We start from the raw sequence: 26,238 nt of genomic DNA, 5'->3' as shown, positions 1-26,238 counted from the left end.
TTCTTCTCCATTTCTCTTCTTTATTTGTTTTCTTTCTTTTCCTGTTTTGCCTTCACATACGGATATCGGACCTGCGTGTAAACAAACATCACCAGAATATAGATGCCGCATGCAATCGCCGCGGGAACCGTAAGATCCGACAGATTGACATACGAGGTTCCGATCATCAGAATGCCGATGAAAAACAGCAGAATGTGAAGTGTCCGCTTTTTCATACAAAACGCAGACTTCTGATACTCTTCCGGGAAAATATCCGGCAGACGCCAGCAGGCCAGGAGTACCATAAATTCCGTCACCATATCGGTTCCGACACCCATGTTGGAAATCAATGTCAGATCCATTCCCGTAAGAATCGGAATAGCGCCCATCAGGAAAAAGACCATCAGAAGGATCACCGGAACACCGTTTTTATTCTCCTTCGCAGTTTTTTCTGGCAGCCAGCCCTGTTTTGCGGCCGCCTGCAGTCCTCGCGTCACCCAGCTCAAGGTTCCATTCAGGGTGGTGAGCAGTGCAAATACAGCACCACCGAACACGAAAAACAGGTACAGCCAGGTTGGAAAAATCTCCTGTGCGACAAGCGTCAGATTCTGAAATGCAACCGTTTCGACCGGAAGCACGCCGCCTGCCACGATACCGATCAGCACATAGAATACAGCAACGATACTCGTGGAAAGCACGATAACCTTTGGAATTGTGCGGGACGGCTCCACAATATCGTCTCCGTTCTCCGCAACGAATTTTGCGCCTCCGCACGCAAAACTCAAAAGTGCCACGCCTGTGAAAAAGTTCTTCGGACCGTTCGGCATCAGGTTGGATACCGTCGGTGTCAGGGCATCCCAGCTTACTTTGGGCAACCCGAATACAATAAATAAGAACAGGCTTAAAAGCAGCAGCACAACCATGCCCTTTTGCACCAGTGCGCTCGATTTCAGTCCGATGAGATTGACGGCGGTACAGATTACAAGTGCTGCCATTGCGACAGCCGACTCGCCAAACTGCGGAAAAATCGAGCAGAAATAGCTTGCAAAGCCTTTCGCGTACGTTGCGATCAGAACCTGGCTTAAAACAAACATCGCAATGTACATAAAGCCGGCTTTTTCACCCATCAATCGTCGGATGTAAGTAAAGCCGGCGCCTGATGACGGGATTGTGGACGTCAGGATGATGAACGGTACACAGGTGATAATGGCAAGCACGGCACCTAAAATAAACGCTGCGGCAATGCCGTGTCCTGTCAGACCGATGACGATTCCCGTCAGTACCATGATGCCCGAACCGATGATCTGTCCGATCGCAAGTCCCATACAATCGGAAAAATTCAGTTTTTTATGACCTTCCCCCATACATTTTCCTTCCTTTCTCTCCCGTTTCTATTGGCGGATCCCAACAGAAACGCATAGCATCCTATTTTTTTATTCTACCGAAATCTCATCGTTTGTCAATTTGCAAAATGCGCAAGGTTTAACGCTTTACCTGTACAGAATAGACAATATTATAATTGAACTTGTTTCGCTTTAATTTTGAACTTTTCAACATTTTTACAATTTTCAGTTTTTCTATTGAACTTTTTTCTTGTCCATGCTACAATAAGCACAGTTTTGAACTTTTTTTATTTTGTATTCTATCTTAAGGAGATTTTCTATGACAAATGAAACCTTTTCCGACCGTCTGAAACTGGCCATGCAGGCGAAACAGTTCAAGCAGGTCGATTTGATCCGAGCGGCCCAGCGGCGCGGTGTGAAGCTTGGAAAAAGCCATGTCAGCCAGTATGTCAGCGGAAAAACGGTTCCGCGCTCCGACATTCTTCACTTTCTGGCCGATGTGCTCCAGGTCGATCCCGACTGGCTGCTTGCAAAAGATTCCACAGTAAACTATACGGCAGATACGGTTTCCGATCCGGCAGAATCCTTTTCTGATCCATCTGCCGCTTCCCTTTCCCAGACAAAAACAGGAGGTTCCCCTATGCGAGAATTTAAAAAATCATCGAAACTCGACAATGTCTTATATGATGTCCGCGGACCTGTCGTAGAAGAAGCAAACCGCATGGAAGCGTGCGGCACACAGGTTCTGAAACTGAACATTGGAAATCCGGCTCCATTTGGCTTCCGTACTCCTGATGAGGTCATCTACGACATGAGCCATCAGCTTACCGACTGCGAGGGTTACTCTCCTTCCCAGGGTCTCTTCTCTGCACGAAAAGCGATCATGCAGTATGCGCAGTTAAAGAAACTGCCAAATGTTTCTATCGATGATATCTACACCGGAAACGGCGTCAGTGAGCTGATCAACCTCTGCATGTCCGCTCTTCTGGATGACGGGGATGAAATCCTCATCCCATCCCCGGATTACCCGCTCTGGACCGCCTGCGCAACGCTGGCCGGTGGAAAAGCCGTCCACTACATCTGCGATGAACAGTCCGAATGGTATCCGGACATTGATGATATGCGAAAGAAGATCACCGACCGCACAAAAGCGATTGTTATCATCAATCCGAATAACCCGACCGGTGCACTCTATCCGAAAGAGGTACTGCAGCAGATTGTCGAGCTTGCCAGAGAACATCAGCTGATCATCTTTTCCGATGAAATTTATGACCGGCTCGTCATGGACGGTCTCGAGCATGTTTCTATTGCATCCCTCGCACCGGATCTGTTCTGTGTCACCTTCAGTGGTCTTTCCAAATCGCACATGATCGCAGGCTTCCGTATCGGCTGGATGATCTTAAGTGGAAATAAAGCTATCGCAAAGGACTATATTGAAGGGCTCAAAATGCTCTCCAACATGCGTCTCTGCTCCAATGTTCCGGCACAGTCCGTTGTCCAGACCGCTCTTGGCGGCCACCAGAGTGTCAACGACTACATCATTCCGGGCGGACGGATTTACGAGCAGCGCGAATACGTTTACAAGGCATTCTGCGATATTCCGGGTATCACCGCAGTCAAACCAAAAGCTGCGTTCTATATGTTCCCGAAAATTGACACGAAAAAGTTCAATATCACAAACGACGAAAAATTTGCTCTCGATCTGCTGCGCGACAAAAAACTTCTGATCGTCCACGGCGGCGGCTTCAACTGGGGACAGCCGGATCACTTCCGCGTTGTTTACCTGCCGCGAATTGAAGTTTTAAAGGATGCGGTTGAAAAGATCACCGACTTCCTCTCTTATTATCATCAGTAAAATTCTGATCACTTTTTTCACAGAGCTCCACCGGAAATACCACCTTTTTTTCCGGCGGAGCTTTTTTCCTTTACCGGATTCTTTCCTGCTGCATTACACTTCACCGGTACCCGGCAAACAACAGGTAACTTTTCGTTACTGTTCACTCAGCAGTGAAACACTTGCTGTTTCGCTGCGTAAGAAAGTGATTCAGGCGTGAGCAGCCCGCCTTTTGCGAAGCAAAACTTTAAATGAGGGCTGCGAATGTTACAGTTCGCTGGGAACCAGTGAACTGTAACAACTTTTCTGTTCCACGGCTTAATTTCGATTGCGGCTCCTGTTCCTTTATGTTATAATTCTTTCAAATCAAGTCACAACCTTTCTTTTGAGTTCTGTTCTCGCTGTATCGCTTCTTGGCGGATGCCGCGCCTCCGACAAACCCGTTACGCTGACCGTATGGACGTATTACAACGGAGATCAGTTAGCTTCCTTTGAACGTCTTGTTGAGGAATTCAATACAACGATCGGAAAAAAAGAGCATATTACGGTCGAAGCCTCCAGTCAGGGCAGCATCAATGACCTGGAAAAAAATGTTCTCGATGCCGCCAAAGGAAGGGTTGGTGCCCTTGCCATGCCAAATATTTTTTCCGCCTACGCCGATACCGCCTATACGCTTGAGCAGATGGGACAGGTCGTTGATCTTTCCCCTTATCTTACAGAGAAAGAAAAGGCTGCCTATCTTCCCAATTACCTGGAAGAAGGTGACTTTTCCGATGACGGCAGTATCCACATTATTCTGACAACCTCCACAAAATTCCTGCGTATCATGGAAATGGCAAGTATTGAACTGGGTGGCTATGAGATGCGTTTTGATCTCAACACGGTCTATGTCACAAAGAACTTTTTTCCCATGCTCAACCTTCCATCTGAAGATGTCTCCGGGCTTTCCACCCGGTATTTCCAGCAGATGCTGCGTGAATTTGACCAGACACATTCTCATACCGTATGGGTCGGGCATTCTAAGGTGTATGAAATTTCATTTTCTGACGGAACAATCCGCTACATCCGTATGGAGACCTCCCGCGAGGGCTATGCGCAGATCGGACTTGTCGAAGATTTTACCTCCGTTATGCTGGAACGGCAGCGTATAGAGCACGAGCGTGATTACGATGCATTGACCGGTCTCTACAATCGACGCGCGTTTCAACGGGAAAGTGAAGCTCTTTTTGAGCATTCGGAAGTTCTCGGTCACGCTGCCCTTCTGATGATCGACCTTGACAATCTAAAACGCACCAACGACACCTTCGGCCACGACTGGGGCGATGCCTATATCCGGCAGGCAGGACAGTGTTTTATCTCCTCTGTGCCGGCTAAAACGCTCTGTGCCCGTATTTCCGGCGATGAATTTAATCTTCTGTTCTACGGCTACCAATCGCAGGAAGAAATTCGAGCACTGCTGCAGAATCTTTCCCTTGCGGTTTCAAATACAGCCCTGGAGCTGCCAAGTGGTCGTAAACTGCCCCTTCGCCTTTCCGGCGGAGTTTCCTGGTATCCGGAAAACAGTACAGATCTGTCTACGCTGAAAAAATATGCGGATTTCGCAATGTACCAGGTAAAGAAAGCAGAAAAAGGGTACATTACCGAATTCGATCTGGAGCTTTTTACAAAAAACGCAAAGGAAACCGAGATGCGCCGCCTGTTCCATAAAATGTTGAATGAAGAGCTGTTTACGTATTACTTCCAGCCAATTGTTTCCGCTGCGGACGGCAGTATCTACGCCTACGAGGCGCTGATGCGCGGAAATCTCCCGGCACTTACTCGTCCGGATCAGATCCTGCAGCTGGCTCACGAGGAAGAGTGCCTGCATGAAATAGAATGTCTGACTATGTTTCTCTCTGCAAAATCCTATGCCACATTCCTCTCCACCCATCAGATACGCGGTGATGAGCTTCTCTTTGTCAATTCGATTGCAAGCCAATACATGAATCACGATGAGTCAGTGGCTTACGTCGAACAATACAGCTTTCTTCAGGATCGGATTGTCATCGAGATCACAGAGGAGGATTCACAGGATCTTACAGCTCTGTTGAAAAAACGTGAGATGCCGGGATTTTCCGGTGTATTTGCCCTGGATGACTACGGCAGCGGCTACAGCAATGAAAAAACGCTTCTGGAGCTTGCACCGGCGTATATCAAGCTGGATCTTTCCATCATCCGCGATATCGACTCCGATCCGGACAAGCAGCAGATCGTAGAAAATATTGTTTCCTATGCACATCAAAGAGGCATGAAAATCATTGCCGAGGGTCTGGAAACTCCAGCTGAACTTTTGAAGGTACTGGAACTGGATGTTGATCTCCTGCAGGGCTATTTTCTTGCAAAACCGTCCGCTGTTCCGAAACCTGTCAGTGCAGAATCCGTTGCTGTCATAGAACACTTCCGGAAGCATCTTGCGTAATTCCACCTCTTCCTGCAGCATCATTTCAAATGACAGAATTTATGGCTGATCTGCTGTTTTGAAACATGCACCGGTCAGAGACCCATAGCGTATTTGAGAAGTCATCCCTTAAAAACGCCCATAGCAAAACCCTGCAAAAGCAGGGTTTTGTTTACACTCGAAGGGTTCTGCCTGACAGGATCCTTTTTTATACTTTTTTCATATTTTTCTCCTGTTCGTTCCTCCGCTTCTGTGCTATGATACCTTACAGCAATGACAAATCATCCATCGAAAGGAGTTTTTCTATGTGTACAGCAGCAACCTATCAAACACGCGACTTTTATATGGGCCGCACACTCGATTATGAATTTTCCTATGGCGACCAGATCACCGTCACACCTCGCAATTACCCGTTTTCCTTTCTTCATATGCCGTCCCTTTCCCATCACTATGCAATGATCGGCATGGCGTGTGTGATGGATGATTACCCGCTCTATTATGAGGCGTTCAATGAAAAAGGGCTTGGTATCGCCGGCCTTAATTTTGTAGGAAATGCCGTTTATTTCGATCCGAAACCGGAGAAAGACAATATCGCGCAGTTCGAGCTGATCCCGTGGATTCTCGGTACATGTGCTTCGCTTGCGGAAGCAAAAGAATCCCTCTCCCGTATCAATCTCATCAGCACACCTTTTAAAAAGAATCTTCCGCTCGCACAGCTTCACTGGATCATCGCAGATGCATCGGGTGCCATCACCGTGGAATCCACGGCGGACGGTCTGCATGTCTACGACAATCCGGTCGGCGTTCTGACAAACAATCCGCCGTTTCCAATGCAGATGTTCTCACTGAACAATTACCTGCATCTGTCACCAAAACAGCCGGCCAACACGTTTTCCAACCAGCTCGATCTTTCTACGTACAGCCGTGGCATGGGCGGTCTTGGACTGCCGGGCGACCTCTCGTCTGCTTCCCGCTTTGCACGCGTGGCGTTTGTAAAGCAGAACTCGATCTCGGGAAACAGCGAAACGGAGAGTGTCAGCCAGTTTTTCCATATTTTAAATTCTGTCGACCAGCAGAGAGGATGCTGCGAGGTGGCGGACGGAAAGTATGAGATCACGCTCTATACTTCCTGCTGCAATGCGACGCAGGGAATTTACTATTATACGACGTATGACAATCATCAGATTTCTGCGGTTGATATGCACCGCGAGAATCTCGATGGCGAAACGCTTCGCTGCTTTGCGCCGGTGACGGGCGAGCAGATTCATATGCAGAATTAGAAAAATCCGGTACAGAAATCTTTGAGGACCCCTCAAAAAAAGATTCTGTATCGGATTTTTTCTACATCTCATCACACATTGTAAAACAGACGTCGCACCGGCTTCTTCTTTTAACCTCTTACTTGTTTAGTAGATATTATTTTACTTTCATTTTTTTCTGTCCCTTCCGGTAGTTTTATGATACACTTTTCGTATTGGAAAACCGATTTTTTTGAAAGGATTTTATCATCATGCAATTTTATCTCGCCCCGATGGAAGGGCTGACCGGATATGTGTACCGGAGCGCCTACCACAAATATTTTCCGGCGGCTGACCGTTATTTCACGCCATTTATTACAAATAAAAAGATGAGCTCCCGCGAGCGCAATGACATTCTCCCGGAGCATAACGAAGGGATGACGGTGATCCCGCAGATTCTCACAAACCAGGCGGAGGACTTTCTTTCTCTGACAAAAGAACTGAAGGAGTACGGCTACGATACCGTCAATCTGAACCTTGGCTGTCCGTCCGGCACGGTTGTCGCCAAGCGGCGCGGCTCCGGACTGCTTGCGTGGCCGCATACACTCGATGCATTTCTCGATGAAATCTTTTCGTCCTGCGACTGCCGGATTTCCATCAAGACAAGACTTGGCACAACCGACACCGATGAGTGGGAGACGCTGCTTGCGATTTATGACAAATATCCGCTGGAAGAGCTGATTATTCATCCGCGGATTCAGAAAGATTTCTACAAATATACGCCGCGCATGGAGTGTTATCGGACAGCATATGAGACGAGCCGCCACTCGCTGTGCTACAATGGGGATCTTTTCTCAACCGCTGATTTTCAGAAGCTCTGCCATGATTTTCCCTTGACGGAAAAGGTCATGCTCGGCCGCGGGGTGCTGCAGAACCCCTGGTTGATCGGGATGCTGCGCAGTACAGATCCTGCCAGCAGTGAAAATTTAGCTCCGGCAGATAAGGAGCTGCTGCGCGCATTCTGCGAAGATCTCTGTGCCGGCTATGCGCGCGTTATTTCCGGGGATAAAAATGTGCTGTTTAAATTAAAGGCACTGTGGATTTACCTCGGAACATCGTTTACGAATCCCCAGAAGTATCTGAAAAAGATCAAAAAAGCAAATCGCCTTGCCGAGTATGAAGAGGCCGTTGATTCGCTCTTTCGGGAACAGGAGCTGATTTTTTAACCGAATCGAGCCGCGCAAGCCGCTTATGAACCTTCGCTTGATTTTTCCATCCTGTTCCGCACAGATAAAATTGAACCGCGTCTGATCAACGAAAACACAGCTCTCATCCTTTTCTCTTACCACACCGAATGCATCCGCCGTGAGGATGGCACTTCGTACGGCATCCGCGGACTCGAGACACAGGTCGCCGTCAAAGAAGACGAGAAATGGAAATTGCAGCATATTCATTATTCGAAAGAAGCATGAGCAAAAATACGCCGCAGATCTGATCACTAGACCTGCGGCGTATTTTTATGCTCTTTTTCTCCAACTCCCAAATCCGTTCTCTATTTCATCGGCAGCATTGCAAGCGTATCGAGCTCTTCCTCTTCTGCTTCCTCTGCAATCAGATTCCGGATATTCTGCATACGGTTATCCAGCTCCGCGCTCTGTCTTGCGCAGTCGTAGAGTTCATCCTGCAGATATTTGACATGATTTTCGGGAATATTTTTCTTGTAGCGCATCTTGTGCTCCAGACTCGCCCAGAAATCCATCGCGATCGTACGGAACTGTACTTCCACGTAAACCAGTTTCTTTGTATCCTGTAAAAAGATCGGCACCTGAACGATCAGATGAAGACTGCGGTAGCCGCTCTCCTTCGGATGCTGAATATAGTCCTTCCGCTCAATCAGCGTAATGTCATCCTGTTTCAGAAAACTGTCTGCCAGCTTATAAATATCGCTTGGAAAAGAACAGATCACGCGCACACCGGCGATATCGCGGATATTTTCCTCAATAGATTCCAGTGTGACCGGGATGTCTTTCACGCGGATTTTCCGCATAATGCTCTCATACGATTTGACCCTTGTTTTGATTCCTTCGATCGGGTTCTGGTCATAGGAAAGCGAGTATTCCTGATTCAGCACCCGGAACTTTGTCTCGATTTCCATAATGGCGCACTGATAATACGACATCAGAAGATCGAACGGCTTTTTGTTCTTCTGCATCATCTCAATAAACTCATCCGATAAAAGATTCTGCTTTACAAATTCATCCCGTTTTGTCCCAATCAGGTTTTTTCCCTGTTTTTTTATTTCCTCCAGTACTTCGAGGTTTTTCATCATCCGTTTTTTCGTCCTCCCAAAACTGCGTTCTCTGTCCTTTATGCTATCATTTTAGGCCTGTAAAGTCAAATTTTTTCTTCTTTTACTCTACCTTCAGCATCCGGTAGCCAACCCCGATATGCGTCTGGATATACTGCGTCTGCTCTCCGTTCTTTTCCAGCTTTTTCCGAAGCGTCGCCATGAAAACACGGAGGGAAGCGATATCATTCTCCCAGCTGCTTCCCCAGATTTTCTGTGTGATAAACGTATGCGTCAGCACCTTCCCTGCATTCTGCGACAGCAGGCAGAGCAGCTTGTATTCGATTGGTGTCAGATGAAGTTCCTCTCCGTCAAGATATGCGCACCCCGCTGCGTACTCGATCCGCAGTGCGCCATTTTCAAAGACAGCCGACTGGACTCCATTTTCTGCCTGCATCTGGGACAGACGGCGCTGTGTGACTCGAAGGCGGGCCAGCAGTTCCTCCACAGAAAACGGTTTCGTCAGATAATCATCCGCTCCTGCGTCCAATGCCTCGATTTTATCGCTGTCCTCACTTCTTGCACTGATTACGATAATCGGCATATTCGACCAGCTTCGAATCTTTTCAATCACCTCTACGCCATCAATATCCGGCAGGCCAAGGTCGAGCAGAACAATGTCGGGATTATGTGTGGATGCCTCCATAATGGCACCCGCACCGTTCTTTGCAGAAATATACTTATAATCGTGTGTTTTTAACGTCGTAGTAATCAGGTTGTGAACCGGCGTATCATCTTCCACAACCAGAATTAATGTCTTATTCATTCAAATTCACCTCACTGAGCGGCAGGGTAAACCGAAAGCAGCAGCCCTGTGGATCGCAGTCATAAAGTGCTATCTCCCCGCCGTGCGCATTTACAATCGAACGGCAGAGTGCCAGTCCAAGGCCAAGGCTTCTGCGGCTGTCGCTTACTTTATTTTTCCCGGAATAGAACATCTCAAACACATGCTCTCTGGACTCTTTTGGAATCCCGGGGCCGTTGTCCTCCACCGCGATCCAGACATTTTTCTCCTCTTTTCTGGCTGTCGAGAACCCACTGAATGATTTCCTGTTCCCTTGGGTCAAAGATTTTTTCCGTCTTTCCTCCTGTCTGCGCGCTGTAAAGTGTTCCGCGGACAATTCTGCTCTCCTGTGCCCCTGCCGGTGCGGCCGTCAGATCCCTTCCCAGCAGTTTTACAAGCTTTGTCGCTGTAATATCAAAAATCTCCGACGCATCCTCTGCCTTCTGCAGAAGCTGGCTGGTATTGAAAAGAAGGTTCTGTCAGGAAGTAGTTAAACAGCACTACACTGATCACAGAACTGATTACGCTGCAGGTATAACCGCTGGTCAGAATTGACGTCATCATAACGCCGACCAGATATATGGTAATGATATTGGAATCCGGAATGATATGGATTTCCAAATCCGGCACCAGATCGGTCAGCCGTTCGGTCCATCCCCTTCTCTTTCGAAAAAATCCCTGATCCATCATGCTTTTTCCAATGACAATCCGCGTTACTTCGGAAATTCTCGCATATTCTGCAATCTGCAGGGCAATGTCCTCGCTGTGCGTCGTTACAATCTCCGCCCCGCTCTGTTCTGCCAGGTGGATATGCTTCTGCAGCCTTGCCTAATCCTCCGGCGTTTTCTCTGCCGGTTCCGCGGTCTGCACATACAGTGCTGTAAAATTAGCACCAAATGCCCGGGCCATCTGTGCCGCAGTCCGGATAAACACTCAAAAAGGACACCTTTTATTGTATAATTATGTTACCCCACAAACATACGAAAGAAGGTGTCCTTAATGAAAAATTAGCATTGAAGAAACTGCTAACTTATATGAAAAGTGTATACAAAATTCCACAAAAAATCAAGGGTTTATCCGATGAAAGAAAAAGAAAATCCATCCCGTTGTTTAATATCGTTATGCCAGTGCTGATTTTCCTGATGCTTCAGTATGAAAGTTTTCACACCATTTTTTCAGCGCCGGAAAGCATGGAGAAACGACTGAAAAACTGTATCCGTGGAAAAATCCCAAAAGTTGATGCAGTCAGGGATCTTCTTTCCCGGATTGATCCAAAAGAAATCGAGGAAATTCACGCGCAGACGATTGATGTTCTGAAACGCAACCGCGTATTTCGGGAGGGAACCATAGGCGGATATGTTGCGGCAGGTATTGATGGGATGGAATTATTCAGCAGTACAAAAAAGTCCTGTCCAGACTGCCTGAGCCGGAAGAACGGGACGGGGAAGACAAAATACTTTCATCGAAGTGTGGTATGTATGACGGTAGGAAAATCGCCGCATGTGATCTTTGGGCAGGAAATGCTGAAACCCAGAGATGGTTCAGAAAAAGATGAAGGGGGACTGACAGGAGCGAAAAGGCTCATCCGGCGTTTAAAGAAAAGGCATGGTCATTTCGCAGATGTGATTGTGGCGGATGCACTGTACCTGAATGCCCCGTTTATCAATACTTTGAAAGAATGCGGTTTAGAAACGGTAATCCGTCTGAAAGATGAAAGAAGGCTTCTGTTTCAGGATGCGGAAAGCATGTTTCAGCGGGACGAGGGGAGAAAAAGGAGCTTCAGGAAGGGAAAAAAGAGTATTGAAGTCTGGGATCTTTCCGGATTTGAGATAGACCTTACCTGGACGATATCTTAAGCGGACTGAAATACGAGGACGGCCACTACGATCTCGTGAGTCTTTCCGACAAGGATTATCAGAAAAAACTGGATGTCCAGATTGCCTGCTGGGATAAACTGAAAAATGAAATTCAGAAGGTCAGATCCGGAGAAAACGGAACGGCGGATCTGGTAGACATGAGCGAGACGTATTTCCAGATGGCAGATGAAACGGTTGCCGCAGTCAAAGTTTCCCGTGCCAACCGCCAGCTGGAACAGAAAGCCTACATCGACCTTCACACGGGACTGCCGAACAAGAGCAAGTGCGAAGAGCTGTTCCACAATGTGGAATTCATCAAAACTCCTACCGCCTGTATCGTCTTTGACATGAACAACCTGAAACGCGTCAACGACAGCCTCGGCCACTCCATCGGCGACCAGCTGATTCTGAACTTTGCCCGGCTGCTGCGAAACTCGATTCCCGCGAAGCATTTTGTAGGAAGATACGGCGGCAATGAATTATGGCGGTCATCTATGATGCAACCCGCGAAAGCATCACAGAAATCCTCACAGAGCTTCAGAACGAAGTCGAACAGTTCAACAGCTACGGAACCCAGTTCCGCATCAGCTATTCCCACGGCTGGGCACTTTCCACCGATTACAACGAATGTACGCTCCGCACGCTGTTTGACAAAGCAGATAAATATATGTATGAAAACAAGCAGCAGAGCAAGCAGGGACGCCAGGACTAAAGAAACGCCGGAACCGGAAATATCTTATCGCCGGTTCTGGCGTTTTTTCTTGCTGTTTCTCTTTTATTTTTTTGCAAACGCTTCTATCTGCGCATATCCCGCTGAAAAATCAATGGGTTCCTCCCGCAGCTTCTTTCTGACCGCATCGCGTCCTTCCTGATCTGCCAGCACTTTCTGGATTTTATCGGCAAACTGCATCACATCCAGCGGACAGAGATATCCGTTTTCCCCATCCCGGATCTGCTCGCGCATGGACGGAATATCGGAAGCGATGATGACCTTCTGCAGGCTTCTCGCCTCTACAATCGTAATCGGATAGCCTTCGTGACGGGACGGCTGGAGATACAGGTCGCAGGATTTTACGTACGGCGCAGGATTTTCGCGCATTCCGAGAAAAATAATTTCCTGCTCCACCTGATATTCCTTTGCCATGGTCCGCAGCTTGTTCAGATCTCTTCCATCACCGATGATGAACCATTTGAAGCGAAGTCCCCGTTTTTTCAGCTCCGCCGTAATCTGCACCGCAATATCATATCCTTTTTCTTCCGAAGCTCTTCCCACCGTCAGAAATTTCAGCTCTCCTGTGTACTGCGGATCGCTAAGCGGCTCCTCACTCCGTCTCTGCACCTGTTTGATGTCAATGAAATTCAGCAGAACCTCTGTCCGGTCCGCGAGTTCCGGAAAACGGGCAATGACCTGTTTCCGGACAGGCTCGGAAACGCAGTAAATTTTATCATACTCCGGAATAAAGTCCCTGGTCCGGAACAGCCACCAGAGATTTTCTCCGTGGAACCAGACCGCTTTTTTCCGCGCATTCGTCTTTCTGGCTCCGAATGCGGTTGTGAACGCACCGAATCCGAAAAAGTCGAAAACAAGATCGTATTGTTTTGTTTCCGGCTCCACACACTCCAGAATCCGTTCATACAGTTTTCCATACCGTTTCTTTCCATACACGACGCGCATCAGAAATACGCCCATTCCTCTGGCATAGAAAGACCGTTCTGCCGGTGTCTCCCGTTTTCCCACAATCCGTTCCAAAGCCGGATGCGGCTTTTTGTTCCAGATCATCTGGCGCACTTCCACTTCCTTCGGAATCCGCTCCAGCAGAACGCCTCTTTTTTCGACCAGAAGAAGCGTTACATCTTCTTTTTTCTCCACCAGTTTCTGCAGCAGCGCTGCCATGGCAACTTCCGTTCCGCCCATGTCCATGGTACGTCCCAGCACCAGTATTTTACTCATTGCTTACCTCTCATCTGCTTTTTTCTCTGTTCTAACGCCAGTAGGCATCTCCCACATGCGCAGGATGACGCTGATCCTCCGGTGGAAGCTGATGGTAATCGCCGTACAGGGTGTGAAGATACGTCTCGTATCCCGCCGGGGCATTGATCAGATGGCCTTCAAACGGAAGGCGCACGATCTCTTCGATCGCTGTTTTTGGAATCGCGTCCGACTTGCGGTAACCGCCGCACTGGCAGGCCACCCACTTTGAGTCCTCCGCGCGGTACTTTCTGCACTCTTTTTCCATCTCGCGCAGAATCCGCTCTTTTCCATAGCATTTCCGGATCGCCCATTTGCACCATTTTGCGAAGCTTCCTTTGTTTCCTTTTAAGGTCTGGCGGTAGGTGCGGAATGCATTCATCCGCTGGCTTTCCAGAAACAGCAGCTTTTTCCAGTGACGGTCGTACTCCGGTGTATCTTTTTCCGGCAGTCCGTCAAACGGGAAAATGTCGACGAAAAGACCGGTATCCACAGCTCCTGCCACGTGCTCCACAAGACTCGTTCCGGTGTGTACCAGCTTTCCGTATGCCAGTGTGAAACCCTTTGTATTATGAAAATTCATGACGCGGTACGGTTTATCCGTTTCGCTGTTTACAATCTGTTCCAGTTTTTCATAATCCGCTCTCGGCATCCAGACATCCACATCATCATCCCACGGAATGAACCCCTGATGCCGGATCAGCCCGAGCAGTGTTCCATCTGCTGCAAAATAGATCAGGTGATGTTTCCGGCAGACTTCATCCAGATACAGTAATATTCCAAGCGCAATCTCCTGTTTTTCTTTTAATTCTGTAATTTTACGCATAACGGCATTGCCTTTCTGTTTTGTTTTTCCCATCCATTATAAACACTCTGCCGGATTTTTTCAATTTAAAGTTCCTGCCGCTCCGGCGCCCGTCTGAAGATTCCGCACTGTTTTTATCAGTACCTTCATATCCACCGGTTTTACTATGTGTGCGTTCATGCCCGCATTGAAGGCATTCTGCACATCTTCTGAAAATGCATTGGCTGTCATCGCAAGAATCGGGATTTTCTTTGCCAGCGGGTGGCTGCTGTTCCGGAATTTCGTCACAAAGAGAACCGATGCCAGGATCAGGAGCAGAATTACTGCCAGAATCCTCAGCTCCTCGACAGCGGTATCCTCGAACATCTTCGTTCCGTTGCTGTCCACCACATACGTCGTGCTCTGGTTGCTGAATGCACTGCTTCTGAAATACGGTGCCATCTCCTCCATCGAACGGATCAGAATAAAGTGTGTGATGATACTGCCGTCGAACACCAGCTGGCTCTGCAGTTTTCTGGCAAATACCATCTGGTTTTCATTGGTGATCCAGTCCAATGTCAGAAAGCTTTTGATATCCGCATCCTGCAGATCTTTAGATCCGTACCACACGCCCTGCAGACCCTCATCGGAATAATAGTATCCTTCCTGGTTCACGGCAATAAACTGGAGGTTTTCATGCGTGGAGCTTAATTCTTCCTCACGTTTTTTCAGAAATTCACACAACCGGCGTTTTACTTGATTGCAATCAGATTCGGGTTCTTTGGGCTTCATCAACATCCGCAAACTGCATATTGCAAATATGCTGTTTTTATTTTTCTTTCATATAATCCATACAATTTCTCGCATTCCATGCATATCCATCCTGCTTCGCCTGTATATAGCGGATATTTTCGTTCCTTACAATATTCTGTTTCATAATTTCCTACTAATTCCACAAGGTTATTGATATCCCTCATCTGCGCAGCAGCCATTCCTGTCATTGCCCACAAAAAGCCAGTTCTTTTTTTATTCAGTTTCTGCCACTGAAACCTTTCCGTAAACTGATCATATAATACCTTTTGCTTTTTCTTCTCTTTTACCGGAAATTCATAAATCAGCGGATAAATCTGAGCAACACCATCCGGATAAAATTCTGTCTGATGATACCGATCACTGTTTCCGATAATTCTCCATCTTTGATTCGCATCATCCCAGAATATCTTTTCTATCTGTTTCTGTATCTTTTTACGAATTTCACTGATCGCCTGCGTATCTTCCAGTCCTGCAAGTTCCAATTCGTACAGGCCTTTCCACACTTCCAGATTATCCATCAGATAAACTGTTGTGTTTTCTTCTGAAACCTGTGTAATTCCATCCTGCATCAGGCTTTGAATCTTTTTTAATGCAAGGCTGATTCCATTTTTCCAGGATTCCGGCAGGTCTGTACTTTCTGTCTTTTCCAGATATTTTCCCATAAGAAAAAGGTACATACCAAGATATCCGTCTTCGGAATCAGCCTTTTCTTTATAAATAAGTTCCCCACCCTCTTTCCTGTAGATTCCCATTTTTCCATCTGTTTCCAGCAAAACCCCAGTATGCCAGTCCAGATACCTGCCAACAGCTTTTTGCTCTGTTTCAGTCATGGGGCAATTCTTTGTTTCTGCCAGAAGCCCCAGTGCAGCCATACATGCAAAGTATGGATTAACATCTCCGGCTTTACTTCCATTCATATATATTTCGCCTTCAGGGCCCTGATTCTCAAGGATCCACTTTTTTTCTCTGGTCAGGACGGTTTCCAGCCATTCCTGCCGGACAGATATTTCTTTTCTCAGGTTCTGATAATAAGCAAACATAAACACAATGCACACAGTTATGCAAAATATAATAAGTCCCATCAAGTTCTTTCGATGTTTCACTTTTCTTTTGCATTGGCTCTGTTTATGCTTATGCATCTATATCCTCCAGGATTTTTCTGATTTTGATACTTGCAGTCCCATCACCATAAGGGTTTCTAGCCTCACTCATTTTTCTGTATGTCTCCGGCTCTGTAAGAAGCCGCCTGCATTCTCTGTAAATATCCTCCATCTTCGTGCCTACAAGCTTTAAGGTTCCTGCTTCCACACCTTCCGGACGCTCTGTTGTATCCCGCATGACCAGTACCGGTTTTCCCAGTGCAGGAGCTTCTTCCTGAATTCCGCCGCTGTCTGTCATGATCAGATAACTGGCTTTCATCAGGTTATGGAATTCCACCACATCCATTGGTTCGATCAGGTGTATTCTCTCGCATCCACCAAATTCCTCATCTGCGATCTTCCTGACCTGCGGATTCAAATGTACAGGATAAATAACCTTCACATCTGTAAATTCTTCCACGATCCTGCGTATAGCCCGGAACATATCACGCATGGGCTCTCCCAGATTCTCCCTTCTGTGTGCTGTTACAGCAATCAGTCTGCTGCCTTTTGCCCATTCTGTTTCCGGATGATAAAAATCACTTCGCACCGTATAGTGCAAAGCATCAATTCCTGTATTTCCTGTGATAAAGATCCGCTCTGGATCTTTCTTGGGCAGATGTGGAAACAGGAAAAACAACTAAACATATCATTGTGCAAAATATAAAATAACAAGATTTGAAATTTCTTATATTCTGTACTAATTTGCACTTCTTCATCTTTCTCCCACCCTCCGGGCTACAGTTGCTTGCTTGCTTGCTTGCTTGCTTGCTTGCTTGCTTGCTTGCTTGCTTGCTTGCTTGCTTGCTTGCTTCCAGATTTTAATTTTACATTCATTAATGTTCAATACCCCCACAACATTTTTATAAATATCTTTGCGACAGCTTCTGCTGTACTTTTACTATAATTATACTCTACAGCCAACTTGTGTCAATTTACTAACAGACGGTCAAAGGAAAGATTCTGTCACACCCCTTTCAATGTGTGCGCACTGCGGAAAGCATCTTCATAATTTTTATTTTCCAATGCCTGTTTTAACTGTAGATAACTCTGGTCTTCAAGGAACTTTAATGTAAATCTCTGAATCAGTGCTTCGCTGTGAAGGCGTCCCAAAACAGCCTCATAATTTCCTCCGATAGCTTTATAGCACTCCTGCATTGTCATCTTTTAGCCCTCCTGTCAATTGTATTCCACTAATTCATGAACCTCTGCTAATCATTATGAACATACCTTAAAATCGTTTTTATAACTTCCTCAATCACAATCGGCTTTGACAAATGTGCGTTCATTCCTGCATCCAGTGATGCCTGAACATCTTCTGCAAATGAATTGGCTGTCATTGCTATAATAGGAATGTTTTTTCCATCCGGTCTGTCATTCATCGCCCTGATTGCTTTTGCCGCTTCATAACCATTCATTTCAGGCATCATGATATCCATCAGGATTACATCAAATGTGCCTTTCGGATGATTTCTGAAAATCTCAACAGCATTCTTTCCATCCACAGCTCTTTCTACATTCATCCCGAACTCTTCCAACTGCACGGCAGCAATCTCTGCATTCAGTTCATTATCCTCTGCAATAAGAACATTCACACCTGTAAGATTTACCTTTTCAGAAAAACCTGTGTCTGACTTATTACATTCCTTATCTGTAATTTCCAGAGGAATATCCACAGTAAAAGTAGTTCCCTCATGCTTTTTACTCCGCACGGAAATGGTTCCACCCATCATATCTACATACTTCTTTACGCTAGCCATCCCCAGTCCAGCTCCATGGTACTGCGTTCTCACATCGGAATCTTCCTGTGCAAATTCCTCAAAAACTTCTTTTGTAAATTCCTCACTCATGCCAATACCAGTATCCGAAATGCGGTAATGCATATTTATATATCCATCCCCGCCCTTTTCCTGACACCAGGCTTCAAATGTAATCGTCCCTCCATCCGGAGTGAACTTCACGGCATTGCTCAGAATATTAACCAGCACATCTCGCAGACGTACAGGATCCACAAGTACATTTGGGATCTTTGCTTCTTCACGCTGGATCTTAAAGCTGATATCCCTGTTCGTAAGAAAGCCTTTTGTAATATCCAGTGCAGAATCTGTGATACTTTTCAAATCTGCCGGTACCGGATTGTATTTCACTTTTCCACTTTCCACGCGAGTCAGATCTAATACATCATTGATCAGCGACAGTAAATGCTCTGAACTTTCATCAATCTTTTCCAGACAATTTTTCACTTCGTCTGACGGATTATTTTTCATTGCAATACCGGTGAATCCCATGATTGCATTCATCGGTGTTCTCATATCATGGGACATATGTGACAGAAATGCTGTTTTTGCCTTGTTTGCAGCCTGCGCATGCTCTGCCAGTTCCGCCATTTCCTCAGCCTTCTCCTGGGCTGCCTTCTGAGCTTTTTTTCTTGCACTGAGACGCATTGCTATCACAGCCATAGTAGTCAGCAGCCATCCGAAAATAAGAAGAACCCAAACAGTAGCAACAGGATGCAGACGGATCCAGTCAACAAATGTCAGCTCTGCTGCTTTGTATGTGGTATACCGTGCTGCTAGATCTTCGACAAGATTTTGGGGCATGGCATACATTGCTTTCGTCAGAATACCAGCCAGCGCATGGTTCTCTGTTGACGAAACTACCATGCGGTAGGTGAATGTAGGCTGTTCCAGCAGCGTATATGCCATGGTGCCCGTAGTGTCACTATTCACAAACGCCTGTGCCATGTAATAGTAGACGAAGGCAGCATCGGCTTTACCCTTACGGACAGCTTCCATCATTTCCTGCCGGGTACTGCACATCAGCTTTTCTGCGCCGGGTGCCATTGCATCTGCAATTGAAGTTGACGCTGTCTGGTCAACCGTAGCAACAACTTTTATTTCTCCGTCAAAATCCCGCCGTGTCACCTTAGCCAGCTGCATCGTAATATAAGGTGCGGTAATTCCCCATTCTTTCGTCTCAGCATAGTTATCTGTATCCAGACGCGCATCGATGCTCATATCTGTGGTTTCCTTATTTTTCTGATAAGCAATATACTCATCTCTGGTGGCAGGTGTAAGAAACTCATAGGAAATCCCGGCATAGTCTGCAATTTTCCGGAAGTAATCCGGGAGAATACCCTTCATCTCACCATTTTCATTATAAGAATATGGATAACGGGTCGGATCACACAGAACACGAATTGGGTTGTCCTTGGAATATTGTGCAATAATACTTTTTTCTTGCTCCGTATATTCCAGATTCTTAGTTTCTATGCTTTCATAATTTTTATTGTAAAGCGTCGTTTTCCAGTCACCCTCAACCGCATTCATCTGATCGATCGCATAATTGATCTCATTCAGCAATTCTGTATTGCCCTTTTTAACCATGACATAGAAATCGCTGCTGCCAAATTTATCCACGATTCGCTCATTGTTTGTTTTTCTCAGAGAACTGGTAACAATCGCATCAACTTTTTCGCTCTGAAGGGCTTCCTCCATCTCTGCGGTCGTATCAAAATAAGATGGAACATATGTAAATCCTTTGTTGTCTGCAAAATCCGCAAACTCTTCATTCCGGGTGTTTCCGTTCAAAAGCGCCACACGCATACCGTTGTAAGTGCTGTAATCGCCGTCCACAATCGTGCTGTTGTCACTGCGGACGGTCAGCATCCCATAATTGGTTCCGATCGGACGTGAAAAATCAAACTTTTCTTCTCTGTCCGGTGTTTTGCGGGCAGATGTTACCATGTCAATCTCGCCATCTTCAAGCATCTGCTGCATATCATCCCAGCTCTGATCGTATCCGACATATTCGTAATCTACATCCCAATAACGAGCCATCAACCGAAGGAAATCATAGCCATAACCGCTACGGTTCCCCTCTTCATCCATCATGTGATAACCATCCATGGCAAAGAAACCGACTTTGACAGTTTCATGCTGCGAACTGTCCTCGGCTGCATATGCAGTCTGGGGAGAAAATATCATACACACGCATACAAAAACCAGTAACACTGCCACATATTTCTTTGCTCTCGAAATCATATTAAATCTCCTGTCTGCCTGTCTGGCAAATATATTTCTCTATACATCTTCCTGTCAACCTCCTGATTTCATAAAATTGCACTGCCGCATCAAATCCATTTATCACTCTTCAATAACCTGCACTTCGGTGCCTCCCCGCCGGATTTTATACTTCTGATTGTCTTTTCCAGTACCTTCATCTCAACTGGTTTTGAAACATGAGCATTCATACCGGCTGCCAGAGAATGCTGGATATCCTCTGAGAATGCATTGGCGGTCATGGCAATGATCGGAATCTTCTTTGCCAGTTCATGGGAGCTTCTGCGGATTGCCTTTGTTGCCTCATAACCATTCATAACAGGCATCTGCACATCCATCAGGATCATGTCATAATCCCCCGGAGCAGACTGTTCAAATGCTTTCAAAACCTCTTCACCATTTTCACAGATGGTACATTCTGCACCTTCAGTCTTTAACAGTTCCGTCAGGATCTCAGCATTCAGCTCATTATCCTCTGCACACAGGAACCTCATTCCCTGCAGAATATTACCATCCTGCTCATCTGTTTTTTCTTGTGCCGCCAGAGCAACTGTTCTATCCTCTGCAATTCTCAGCTCTATGAAAACCTCAAAACAACTTCCCTGTCCCAGTTCACTCTCCAAATCAATGGTACCTCCCATTGCTTCAACCAGATTTCTGGTAATAGCCATTCCAAGACCGGTTCCCTGGATCTTATTCGTCACAGAACTTTCGGCACGGGTAAAAGCATCAAAGATTTTATCTTTGAAATCTGCTGACATTCCTATTCCATTATCCCTGACTAAGAAACGGTACTTTGCATGGACGGATGAATTTGTTTCACATTCTTCTACCAGAAACTGAATTTCTCCACCTTCCTGCGTGTACTTCACTGCATTAGAAAGCAGGTTGCTGAAAATCTGCATCAGGCGAAGCTGATCCCCGTTCACCCACTCATGTCGGATATTTTTCTTTGTTGTAAGAATCTGTTTCTTTTCATCTATCTGTGAATGAAATAGATTATTGATTTCCTGTATAAAATTCAGAATAGAGAAATCATCGTATTTAAAAACTGTTTTTCCTGCCTCAATTTTGCTCATATCCAGAATATCATTAATAATCCCTAACAGATGCTGGGATGAAATATCTATTTTATCTGCATACTCTATTACTTTATCTTTATTTCCTGCATCATGTCTTATTAATGACGTCATACCAATAACTGCATTCATAGGAGTACGTATATCATGTGACATATTAAACAGAAAATTAGATTTTTCAACACTGGCTGTTTTCGCCTGCTCCAATGCTTTCTGCAGTTTTTTATTTAATTCCACTACTGTGTTTTCCGATTCCTGTGTCCTGTGCAGTAACATAATCATAAAAACAAATCCAGTTAAAAGCAAAACAATCAGTAAACCGCAGCCCCATAGTCTATATAACTTTTCATTGCTATTCCATCCGTTTTCAGGCATCACTTCCAGAATCCATTGACTGTCACCTAATTCGAAAGTATATGTGACAGGATCAATCATTTCCACAACTGAGCCATACACTTCTTCGTATGTTTCATCCCACGGTGCAATACTTTTAGACAACTTATATTCATAGCTAAAATCGGTAAGTGACTTTATAGAATCAGCGAATATATCCGGTACACGAATAATTACAATTGTAAATCCCCAAAATGTCCTTTCGCCATTTTTCTGCTCCACATACACCGGATTTCTTACAGCAATCCCGTTCCACCCTGTTTCAAAGAAAATGGTCCCTGCATGGTTATCACATCATTGTCTCTGGCATAACAAGATATCTTTCCTCGTTCTTTATCATAAATAAGATCTATCTTTCCAGCCTCATTTCCGTCTTCCGGATAAATCTCAGTCACTACGCCGTCTGGTGCGATCTGAATACTCTGGATATAATCTGCCATCATATTCTCTGCAACTTTCGAGAACATGGAAATTTTTCCGTTTTCACTAATAACAATCTGTTCAAAAGTATTTGTAATATCAATTCCCCTCACGATATCAGCCTTCATATGATCTGCATACGTTACTGCGTTTAATTCAGCTCTTGACCTTATCAAATCCCTTTGACTGCTATCCGCACGAATGTCTATATTCACCAGAACAACCAAACCGATCATCAATACAAATACCGGAATCCATAACTCTTTTTTTATCCTAAATGTATTTTTTTGTTCCTGTGCTGACTTAATTTTCTTCCACATAACCGATTTCCTTTACACCTGCGTTTTTATCTACTTCATTTTTATATTTTAGCATCCACCAATTATTGCCTGTTTTAGTTTCTTTTTAATCTCCAAAAATGAAAAAAGCATTGTCATTGCAGACAATGCATCTTTAACGTGGCAACTGGCTACCATTTTACAGGCCCTATAGCTTTGCGTCGCAGACTTTCATCTGTTTTGCCGTTTTTCTTATTATAGCTTTTAAACATATGAAAAAAAACTGGTTTTATTATACTCTAATGCTCGACTATGTACAAGAAAAACATTACCGTTTTAACGCCTAAAAACAAAAGAAGAACAGCCGATACATATACTCGAACTGTTCTCCTACTTCCGAAGTCCACGCAGCATTGACATTACTGTTTCCTGCTCATTTGTACTCAGATTGTTCCATATCCTTAAAACTTCTTTCTGTTTTTCTGTCAGATTCTCTGAATTACCTTCCTGAAAAAACTGTGATAATGTCACGCCCAAAGCTGCACATATTTTTTCAAGTGTAATCAGCGACGGCAGGTTTTCCTGCGCCATGATTCTTCCCAGTGATGACTGGGAAATTCCCGACAGCTGCGATAATCTATATTTACTGATATCACGCTTTTCACACAAAAATGTTATTTTATCCGCAATATACTTCTCTATCTGCAAGTAACTATACCTCATTTCCGCTATTACATGTTCTTATTGTACCTGTAATAATGAAAAAATATTAGTAATCAACTTTGCAAGTATTCATTCCCATTATAGGAAGTATACGGATAAAAAAATATAAAGATACTTTCGTTTCCGCAAAAGTCATTTTCGCTTATATCGTTTTTATAATAGCACAGACAGTTATGTTTGTCACATAAAAGTTTGAAACCTCAAACAAAAAAATAAGCCTGCCATCATCCGCAGATTTCTCCACAGACAACAGCAGGCTTCCTACTATCTCATCAACTCATTCACTTTTCTCTGCACTGCCCCATAATCATATCCCGCAGCCTGCAGTCTCTTCTTTCTGTCCCCGCCGTTCCCCACTTTCCGGCAATGACTTCCTTTGCTACAGTTTCCACACTCTTTTTGTTGCTACTTTTCACCAGCTCATTCACCTTCGCCTGCACTGCCGGATAATCATACCCTGCAGCCTGCAGTCTCTTCTTTCTGTCCTCGCCGTTCCCCCACTTTCCGGCAATCACTTCCTTCGCCACAGCTTCCACACTTTTCTTTCCTGTACCAGGATTCCCGCCGGTTCCTTTCACAGCCTTCTCATACTGCGGAGCCGCATATCCGCGGATATATCCCCATCCCAGGGGGATCACCCTTCTGTCAACCTTTTCACCCCGGTTACCTTCAATAGCAGTAATCATTCCCACCGGAAACCTCCTCCACAAAACCGATATGGTCACTGTACCCGTCATTCGGCTGTGTGGCCTTGTCCCAGTTATACACAATCACATAACCCGGCTCCGGCGTGATGGTTCCGTCTTCGATCCAGATCCCCACCTCCCTGAAGATCTTCACGTATTCCTCCACGCCGCACTCCCTGCCGATCAACTCACTGCATCCTGCCCTGATCCCTGCAGCAGACACACAGGTATCACACCATTCATCCGAATGCTGCACAACATCTCCCTGGTCTCCTTTAACCCAAACTGCAGAAGCGGGTTCACACCCAGGTTCATGGTCAGCCCATTATCCGGATCCAGAGCATAATACTCTGCAATCTGCGTCTGCTTGTTGGTGGAACTCACTGCCGTGTATCTGGTAATAAAATCCGAAAAGCTGGAAGAAAACCGGTGTCTCTGCTCCACCTTCATCACAGGATCCTTCCCGTACTTTCTCAGTTCCAGCTTTCCCTCCCTGTTAATAATAAAGAAACCTCCCAGAACCTGTGCCACATAAAACAGCACATCCCGACAGGTCTCAATATCATTTTCAGTATAAACAGAAAGCGTCACCCCGCCATTCGGCATGGCATCAATCTCCGCCCTCTTATTCGCAAACTCCACTTTACACCGCTTACAGCACAAAGCAATAAAATCATAAGCAGTCCCCACAGTCTCAAACCCGTTGAAACTCTTATCAAACCGCAGCATAAAATCATAGGCTTTCAGTTCCAGGCACTTTGCCAGACGGTTCGCCTCACTGACCTCAAAAACTCCCATCGGCACATCTTCCACCGAATCATCCGCCAGCACCAGATGAAACACCAGCGTCACCTGAGCATCCTCCAGCGTATACCTGTCAATGTCACTCAGAAGCGTGATCCCCATCTCCGCCGCATACACCGTCCCCAGTTCAATTTCCGTGCTTCCACAGCACTGCCTGGAAATATACCCGGAACCCTTCACAATCTCCTTCGCCCCGAACTCATACGTCATTCCGCCTCTGGTAACGATCGTACCCGTCCAGTAATATTTTCTTGTATTGCTCTTCACAGCTCTCAGAAACCCATCCGATACCGGATACATCCCGCCACCTCCATTTCCCCACGAAAAAAGCACCAGCCAACCAGGTGACCGATGCCTTCGTAAATATAATCATTCTATCTGTTATAAGTCCAATGTTTCAGGTACCATTCATGCAGTTCTTCTGTTGTTTTACAGCAGTCTGCAATCTCTTTTCCCTGTGATATCCACTGACACGTTTCCCTGCTGAATGTATCAACATCCAAAGCATGAAATTTATATGTTCCACCCCGTCTGTGCATCACTTCATCATCACACTGGAACTCAAAATAATCATCCCCGTCCAAAACAACCTTTCCAGTCAGGTTCCACACCCCGGACCACGGAGGACCATCATCCCCTGGAACACAGAAGGACAGTCTTCCATCTTCCAGAATAACAGGAGCCACCGCAATATTTTTCATCTGCGGCATATATGGCTGTTCAAACCAATACGCTTTCCTCTCATCCATTTCTCTTCATCTCCATGATAGCCACCTTCCCTGCAAACTTGAAGTTAGCGATTTCTTTTTCCGGTATTCTCTGTCCCACGGATTTCCTCATGATAGAAATAATCTACGATCACCGGATGTCCCTGCGGGACTCTGCCATAAGGCATTTCATTATCCACAAAGGCACAATCATACTTCTTAGCCATTTTCTCAGCTTTTACTTCAAGTGCTTCAAAGTAGCTGCGGTTATGCTTGTTATAGATCTCGTCGTAAAGTGGTACAAGATCAGGATATTTTCCGGCGATATAATCCATAATTGTCTTTTTGAAACCGCCTCGAAGATTGAGATTTTCGAGCCAGAACAGATCGCACTGATCCTTTACCCGCTCAAAGATTGCTTCAAAATCCGTGATACTGGGGAATACCGGGGATACGAAACAGACTGTACGGATACCTGCTTCATATACCTGCTTCATAGCAGAGATACGGCGCTCAATGCTCGAAGCAGAATCCATATCGTTCTTGAAATTTTCATCTAGTGTG

At 45.6% G+C, this 26,238-nt stretch carries 22 protein-coding genes, 6 pseudogenes and 1 riboswitch; of the genes and pseudogenes, 7 read left to right on the top strand and 21 right to left on the bottom strand.

Annotated features, from left to right (window positions below; genetic code table 11):
* Positions 1-20 precede the first annotated feature (20 nt).
* Positions 21-1,343: an APC family permease gene (locus DWZ44_RS04875; protein ID WP_117804350.1), complete on the bottom strand. Its 1,323-nt coding sequence runs from the start codon at positions 1,341-1,343 to the stop codon at positions 21-23.
* Between the two features lie 298 nt (positions 1,344-1,641).
* Between DWZ44_RS04875 and DWZ44_RS04870 the strand changes: the two genes are divergently transcribed.
* From DWZ44_RS04870 to DWZ44_RS04855, 4 genes are all read left to right on the top strand, one after another.
* Complete coding sequence (locus DWZ44_RS04870; protein ID WP_117804349.1) at positions 1,642-3,177, top strand: aminotransferase class I/II-fold pyridoxal phosphate-dependent enzyme; 1,536 nt, start codon at positions 1,642-1,644, stop codon at positions 3,175-3,177.
* 364 nt (positions 3,178-3,541) lie between these two features.
* Positions 3,542-5,614 (top strand): EAL domain-containing protein, encoded by a 2,073-nt coding sequence (locus DWZ44_RS04865; protein ID WP_117804348.1) that lies wholly within the window; start codon positions 3,542-3,544, stop codon positions 5,612-5,614.
* A 284-nt stretch (positions 5,615-5,898) separates the two neighbouring features.
* Positions 5,899-6,873, top strand: coding sequence for a choloylglycine hydrolase (bsh, locus tag DWZ44_RS04860; RefSeq protein WP_055219508.1), 975 nt, complete (start codon positions 5,899-5,901; stop codon positions 6,871-6,873).
* 230 nt (positions 6,874-7,103) lie between these two features.
* On the top strand, positions 7,104-8,057 hold the full coding sequence (locus DWZ44_RS04855; protein WP_055227649.1) for a tRNA dihydrouridine synthase: 954 nt from the start codon (positions 7,104-7,106) through the stop codon (positions 8,055-8,057).
* Between the two features lie 326 nt (positions 8,058-8,383).
* On the opposite strand, the gene DWZ44_RS04850 is transcribed toward DWZ44_RS04855, so the two are convergent.
* From DWZ44_RS04850 to DWZ44_RS04835, 4 genes are all read right to left on the bottom strand, one after another.
* Positions 8,384-9,160 carry a GTP pyrophosphokinase gene (locus DWZ44_RS04850; RefSeq protein WP_117804347.1) on the bottom strand — a complete coding sequence of 259 codons (777 nt, stop codon included), beginning with the start codon at positions 9,158-9,160 and terminating at the stop codon, positions 8,384-8,386.
* A gap of 82 nt (positions 9,161-9,242) precedes the next feature.
* A complete protein-coding gene (locus DWZ44_RS04845; protein ID WP_022461465.1) occupies positions 9,243-9,944 on the bottom strand; it encodes a response regulator in 702 nt (233 codons plus the stop codon).
* Positions 9,937-10,245 carry a sensor histidine kinase gene (locus DWZ44_RS04840; protein ID WP_227797315.1) on the bottom strand — a complete coding sequence of 103 codons (309 nt, stop codon included), beginning with the start codon at positions 10,243-10,245 and terminating at the stop codon, positions 9,937-9,939. Before DWZ44_RS04840 ends, DWZ44_RS04845 begins: the two co-directional genes overlap by 8 nt.
* Positions 10,246-10,376: 131 nt before the next feature.
* On the bottom strand, positions 10,377-10,649 hold the full coding sequence (locus DWZ44_RS04835; RefSeq protein WP_158565829.1) for a DUF4118 domain-containing protein: 273 nt from the start codon (positions 10,647-10,649) through the stop codon (positions 10,377-10,379).
* A gap of 347 nt (positions 10,650-10,996) precedes the next feature.
* Between DWZ44_RS04835 and DWZ44_RS04830 the strand changes: the two genes are divergently transcribed.
* The 3 genes and pseudogenes from DWZ44_RS04830 to DWZ44_RS18645 all read left to right on the top strand — a co-directional run bounded on the left by DWZ44_RS04830 (position 10,997) and on the right by DWZ44_RS18645 (position 12,530).
* On the top strand, positions 10,997-11,818 hold the full coding sequence (locus DWZ44_RS04830) for a transposase (RefSeq protein WP_226906367.1): 822 nt from the start codon (positions 10,997-10,999) through the stop codon (positions 11,816-11,818).
* A 158-nt stretch (positions 11,819-11,976) separates the two neighbouring features.
* Positions 11,977-12,303: pseudogene (locus DWZ44_RS19265) on the top strand (GGDEF domain-containing protein); the annotation flags it as partial.
* A gap of 5 nt (positions 12,304-12,308) precedes the next feature.
* The gene (locus DWZ44_RS18645; RefSeq protein ID WP_369123060.1) at positions 12,309-12,530 is read left to right on the top strand and encodes a diguanylate cyclase domain-containing protein; all 222 of its coding nucleotides are present in this window, start codon (positions 12,309-12,311) and stop codon (positions 12,528-12,530) included.
* Between the two features lie 63 nt (positions 12,531-12,593).
* Here the strand turns inward: DWZ44_RS18645 and DWZ44_RS04820 are convergent, their stop codons facing one another.
* The 16 genes and pseudogenes from DWZ44_RS04820 to DWZ44_RS04750 form a co-directional block, all read right to left on the bottom strand.
* Entirely contained in the window at positions 12,594-13,769 is a 1,176-nt protein-coding gene (locus tag DWZ44_RS04820) for a glycosyltransferase (protein ID WP_117760761.1), read from the bottom strand.
* A gap of 31 nt (positions 13,770-13,800) precedes the next feature.
* The gene (locus DWZ44_RS04815; protein WP_117804346.1) at positions 13,801-14,646 is read right to left on the bottom strand and encodes a LicD family protein; all 846 of its coding nucleotides are present in this window, start codon (positions 14,644-14,646) and stop codon (positions 13,801-13,803) included.
* Between the two features lie 27 nt (positions 14,647-14,673).
* On the bottom strand, positions 14,674-15,363 hold the full coding sequence (locus tag DWZ44_RS19470; RefSeq protein ID WP_199608659.1) for a hypothetical protein: 690 nt from the start codon (positions 15,361-15,363) through the stop codon (positions 14,674-14,676).
* Positions 15,363-16,301, bottom strand: a complete 939-nt coding sequence (locus DWZ44_RS04805; protein WP_147342460.1) for a hypothetical protein — start codon at positions 16,299-16,301, stop codon at positions 15,363-15,365. The genes DWZ44_RS19470 and DWZ44_RS04805 overlap by 1 nt, the downstream gene beginning before the upstream one ends.
* A gap of 214 nt (positions 16,302-16,515) precedes the next feature.
* Positions 16,516-17,133, bottom strand: a pseudogene (gene wecB, locus DWZ44_RS04800) (non-hydrolyzing UDP-N-acetylglucosamine 2-epimerase); the annotation flags it as partial.
* A gap of 356 nt (positions 17,134-17,489) precedes the next feature.
* Positions 17,490-17,687: a hypothetical protein gene (locus DWZ44_RS04790; RefSeq protein ID WP_174514952.1), complete on the bottom strand. Its 198-nt coding sequence runs from the start codon at positions 17,685-17,687 to the stop codon at positions 17,490-17,492.
* A gap of 47 nt (positions 17,688-17,734) precedes the next feature.
* Positions 17,735-20,566 carry a hybrid sensor histidine kinase/response regulator gene (locus DWZ44_RS04785; protein WP_117804343.1) on the bottom strand — a complete coding sequence of 944 codons (2,832 nt, stop codon included), beginning with the start codon at positions 20,564-20,566 and terminating at the stop codon, positions 17,735-17,737.
* Between the two features lie 89 nt (positions 20,567-20,655).
* A pseudogene (locus DWZ44_RS04780) lies at positions 20,656-21,897 on the bottom strand (ATP-binding protein); the annotation flags it as partial.
* A gap of 395 nt (positions 21,898-22,292) precedes the next feature.
* A complete protein-coding gene (locus tag DWZ44_RS04775; protein ID WP_117804342.1) occupies positions 22,293-22,796 on the bottom strand; it encodes a hypothetical protein in 504 nt (167 codons plus the stop codon).
* Between the two features lie 137 nt (positions 22,797-22,933).
* Positions 22,934-23,009, bottom strand: a riboswitch (cyclic di-GMP riboswitch).
* A 135-nt stretch (positions 23,010-23,144) separates the two neighbouring features.
* The gene (locus DWZ44_RS04770; protein WP_117801760.1) at positions 23,145-23,462 is read right to left on the bottom strand and encodes a helix-turn-helix domain-containing protein; all 318 of its coding nucleotides are present in this window, start codon (positions 23,460-23,462) and stop codon (positions 23,145-23,147) included.
* Between the two features lie 279 nt (positions 23,463-23,741).
* Positions 23,742-23,834 (bottom strand): hypothetical protein, encoded by a 93-nt coding sequence (locus DWZ44_RS19465; RefSeq protein WP_330411363.1) that lies wholly within the window; start codon positions 23,832-23,834, stop codon positions 23,742-23,744.
* Positions 23,835-23,947: 113 nt separating this feature from the next.
* Positions 23,948-24,163, bottom strand: a pseudogene (locus tag DWZ44_RS19460) (glucosaminidase domain-containing protein); the annotation flags it as partial.
* On the bottom strand, positions 24,147-24,317 hold the full coding sequence (locus DWZ44_RS18390) for a CHAP domain-containing protein (protein WP_199607201.1): 171 nt from the start codon (positions 24,315-24,317) through the stop codon (positions 24,147-24,149). The pseudogene DWZ44_RS19460 and the gene DWZ44_RS18390, both read right to left, overlap by 17 nt.
* Positions 24,318-24,415: 98 nt before the next feature.
* Positions 24,416-25,267: pseudogene (locus DWZ44_RS04760) on the bottom strand (hypothetical protein); the annotation flags it as partial.
* Positions 25,268-25,341: 74 nt separating this feature from the next.
* Positions 25,342-25,716: a hypothetical protein gene (locus DWZ44_RS04755; RefSeq protein WP_055228657.1), complete on the bottom strand. Its 375-nt coding sequence runs from the start codon at positions 25,714-25,716 to the stop codon at positions 25,342-25,344.
* 44 nt (positions 25,717-25,760) lie between these two features.
* Positions 25,761-26,238, bottom strand: a pseudogene (locus tag DWZ44_RS04750) (radical SAM mobile pair protein B); the annotation flags it as partial.

Source organism: Blautia sp. AF32-4BH (genome assembly GCF_003460565.1).
Lineage (GTDB): Bacteria > Bacillota > Clostridia > Lachnospirales > Lachnospiraceae > Fusicatenibacter > Fusicatenibacter saccharivorans.
Note: the sequence above shows the minus strand (reverse complement) of the source record. Positions and strands in the feature narration are given on the sequence as shown.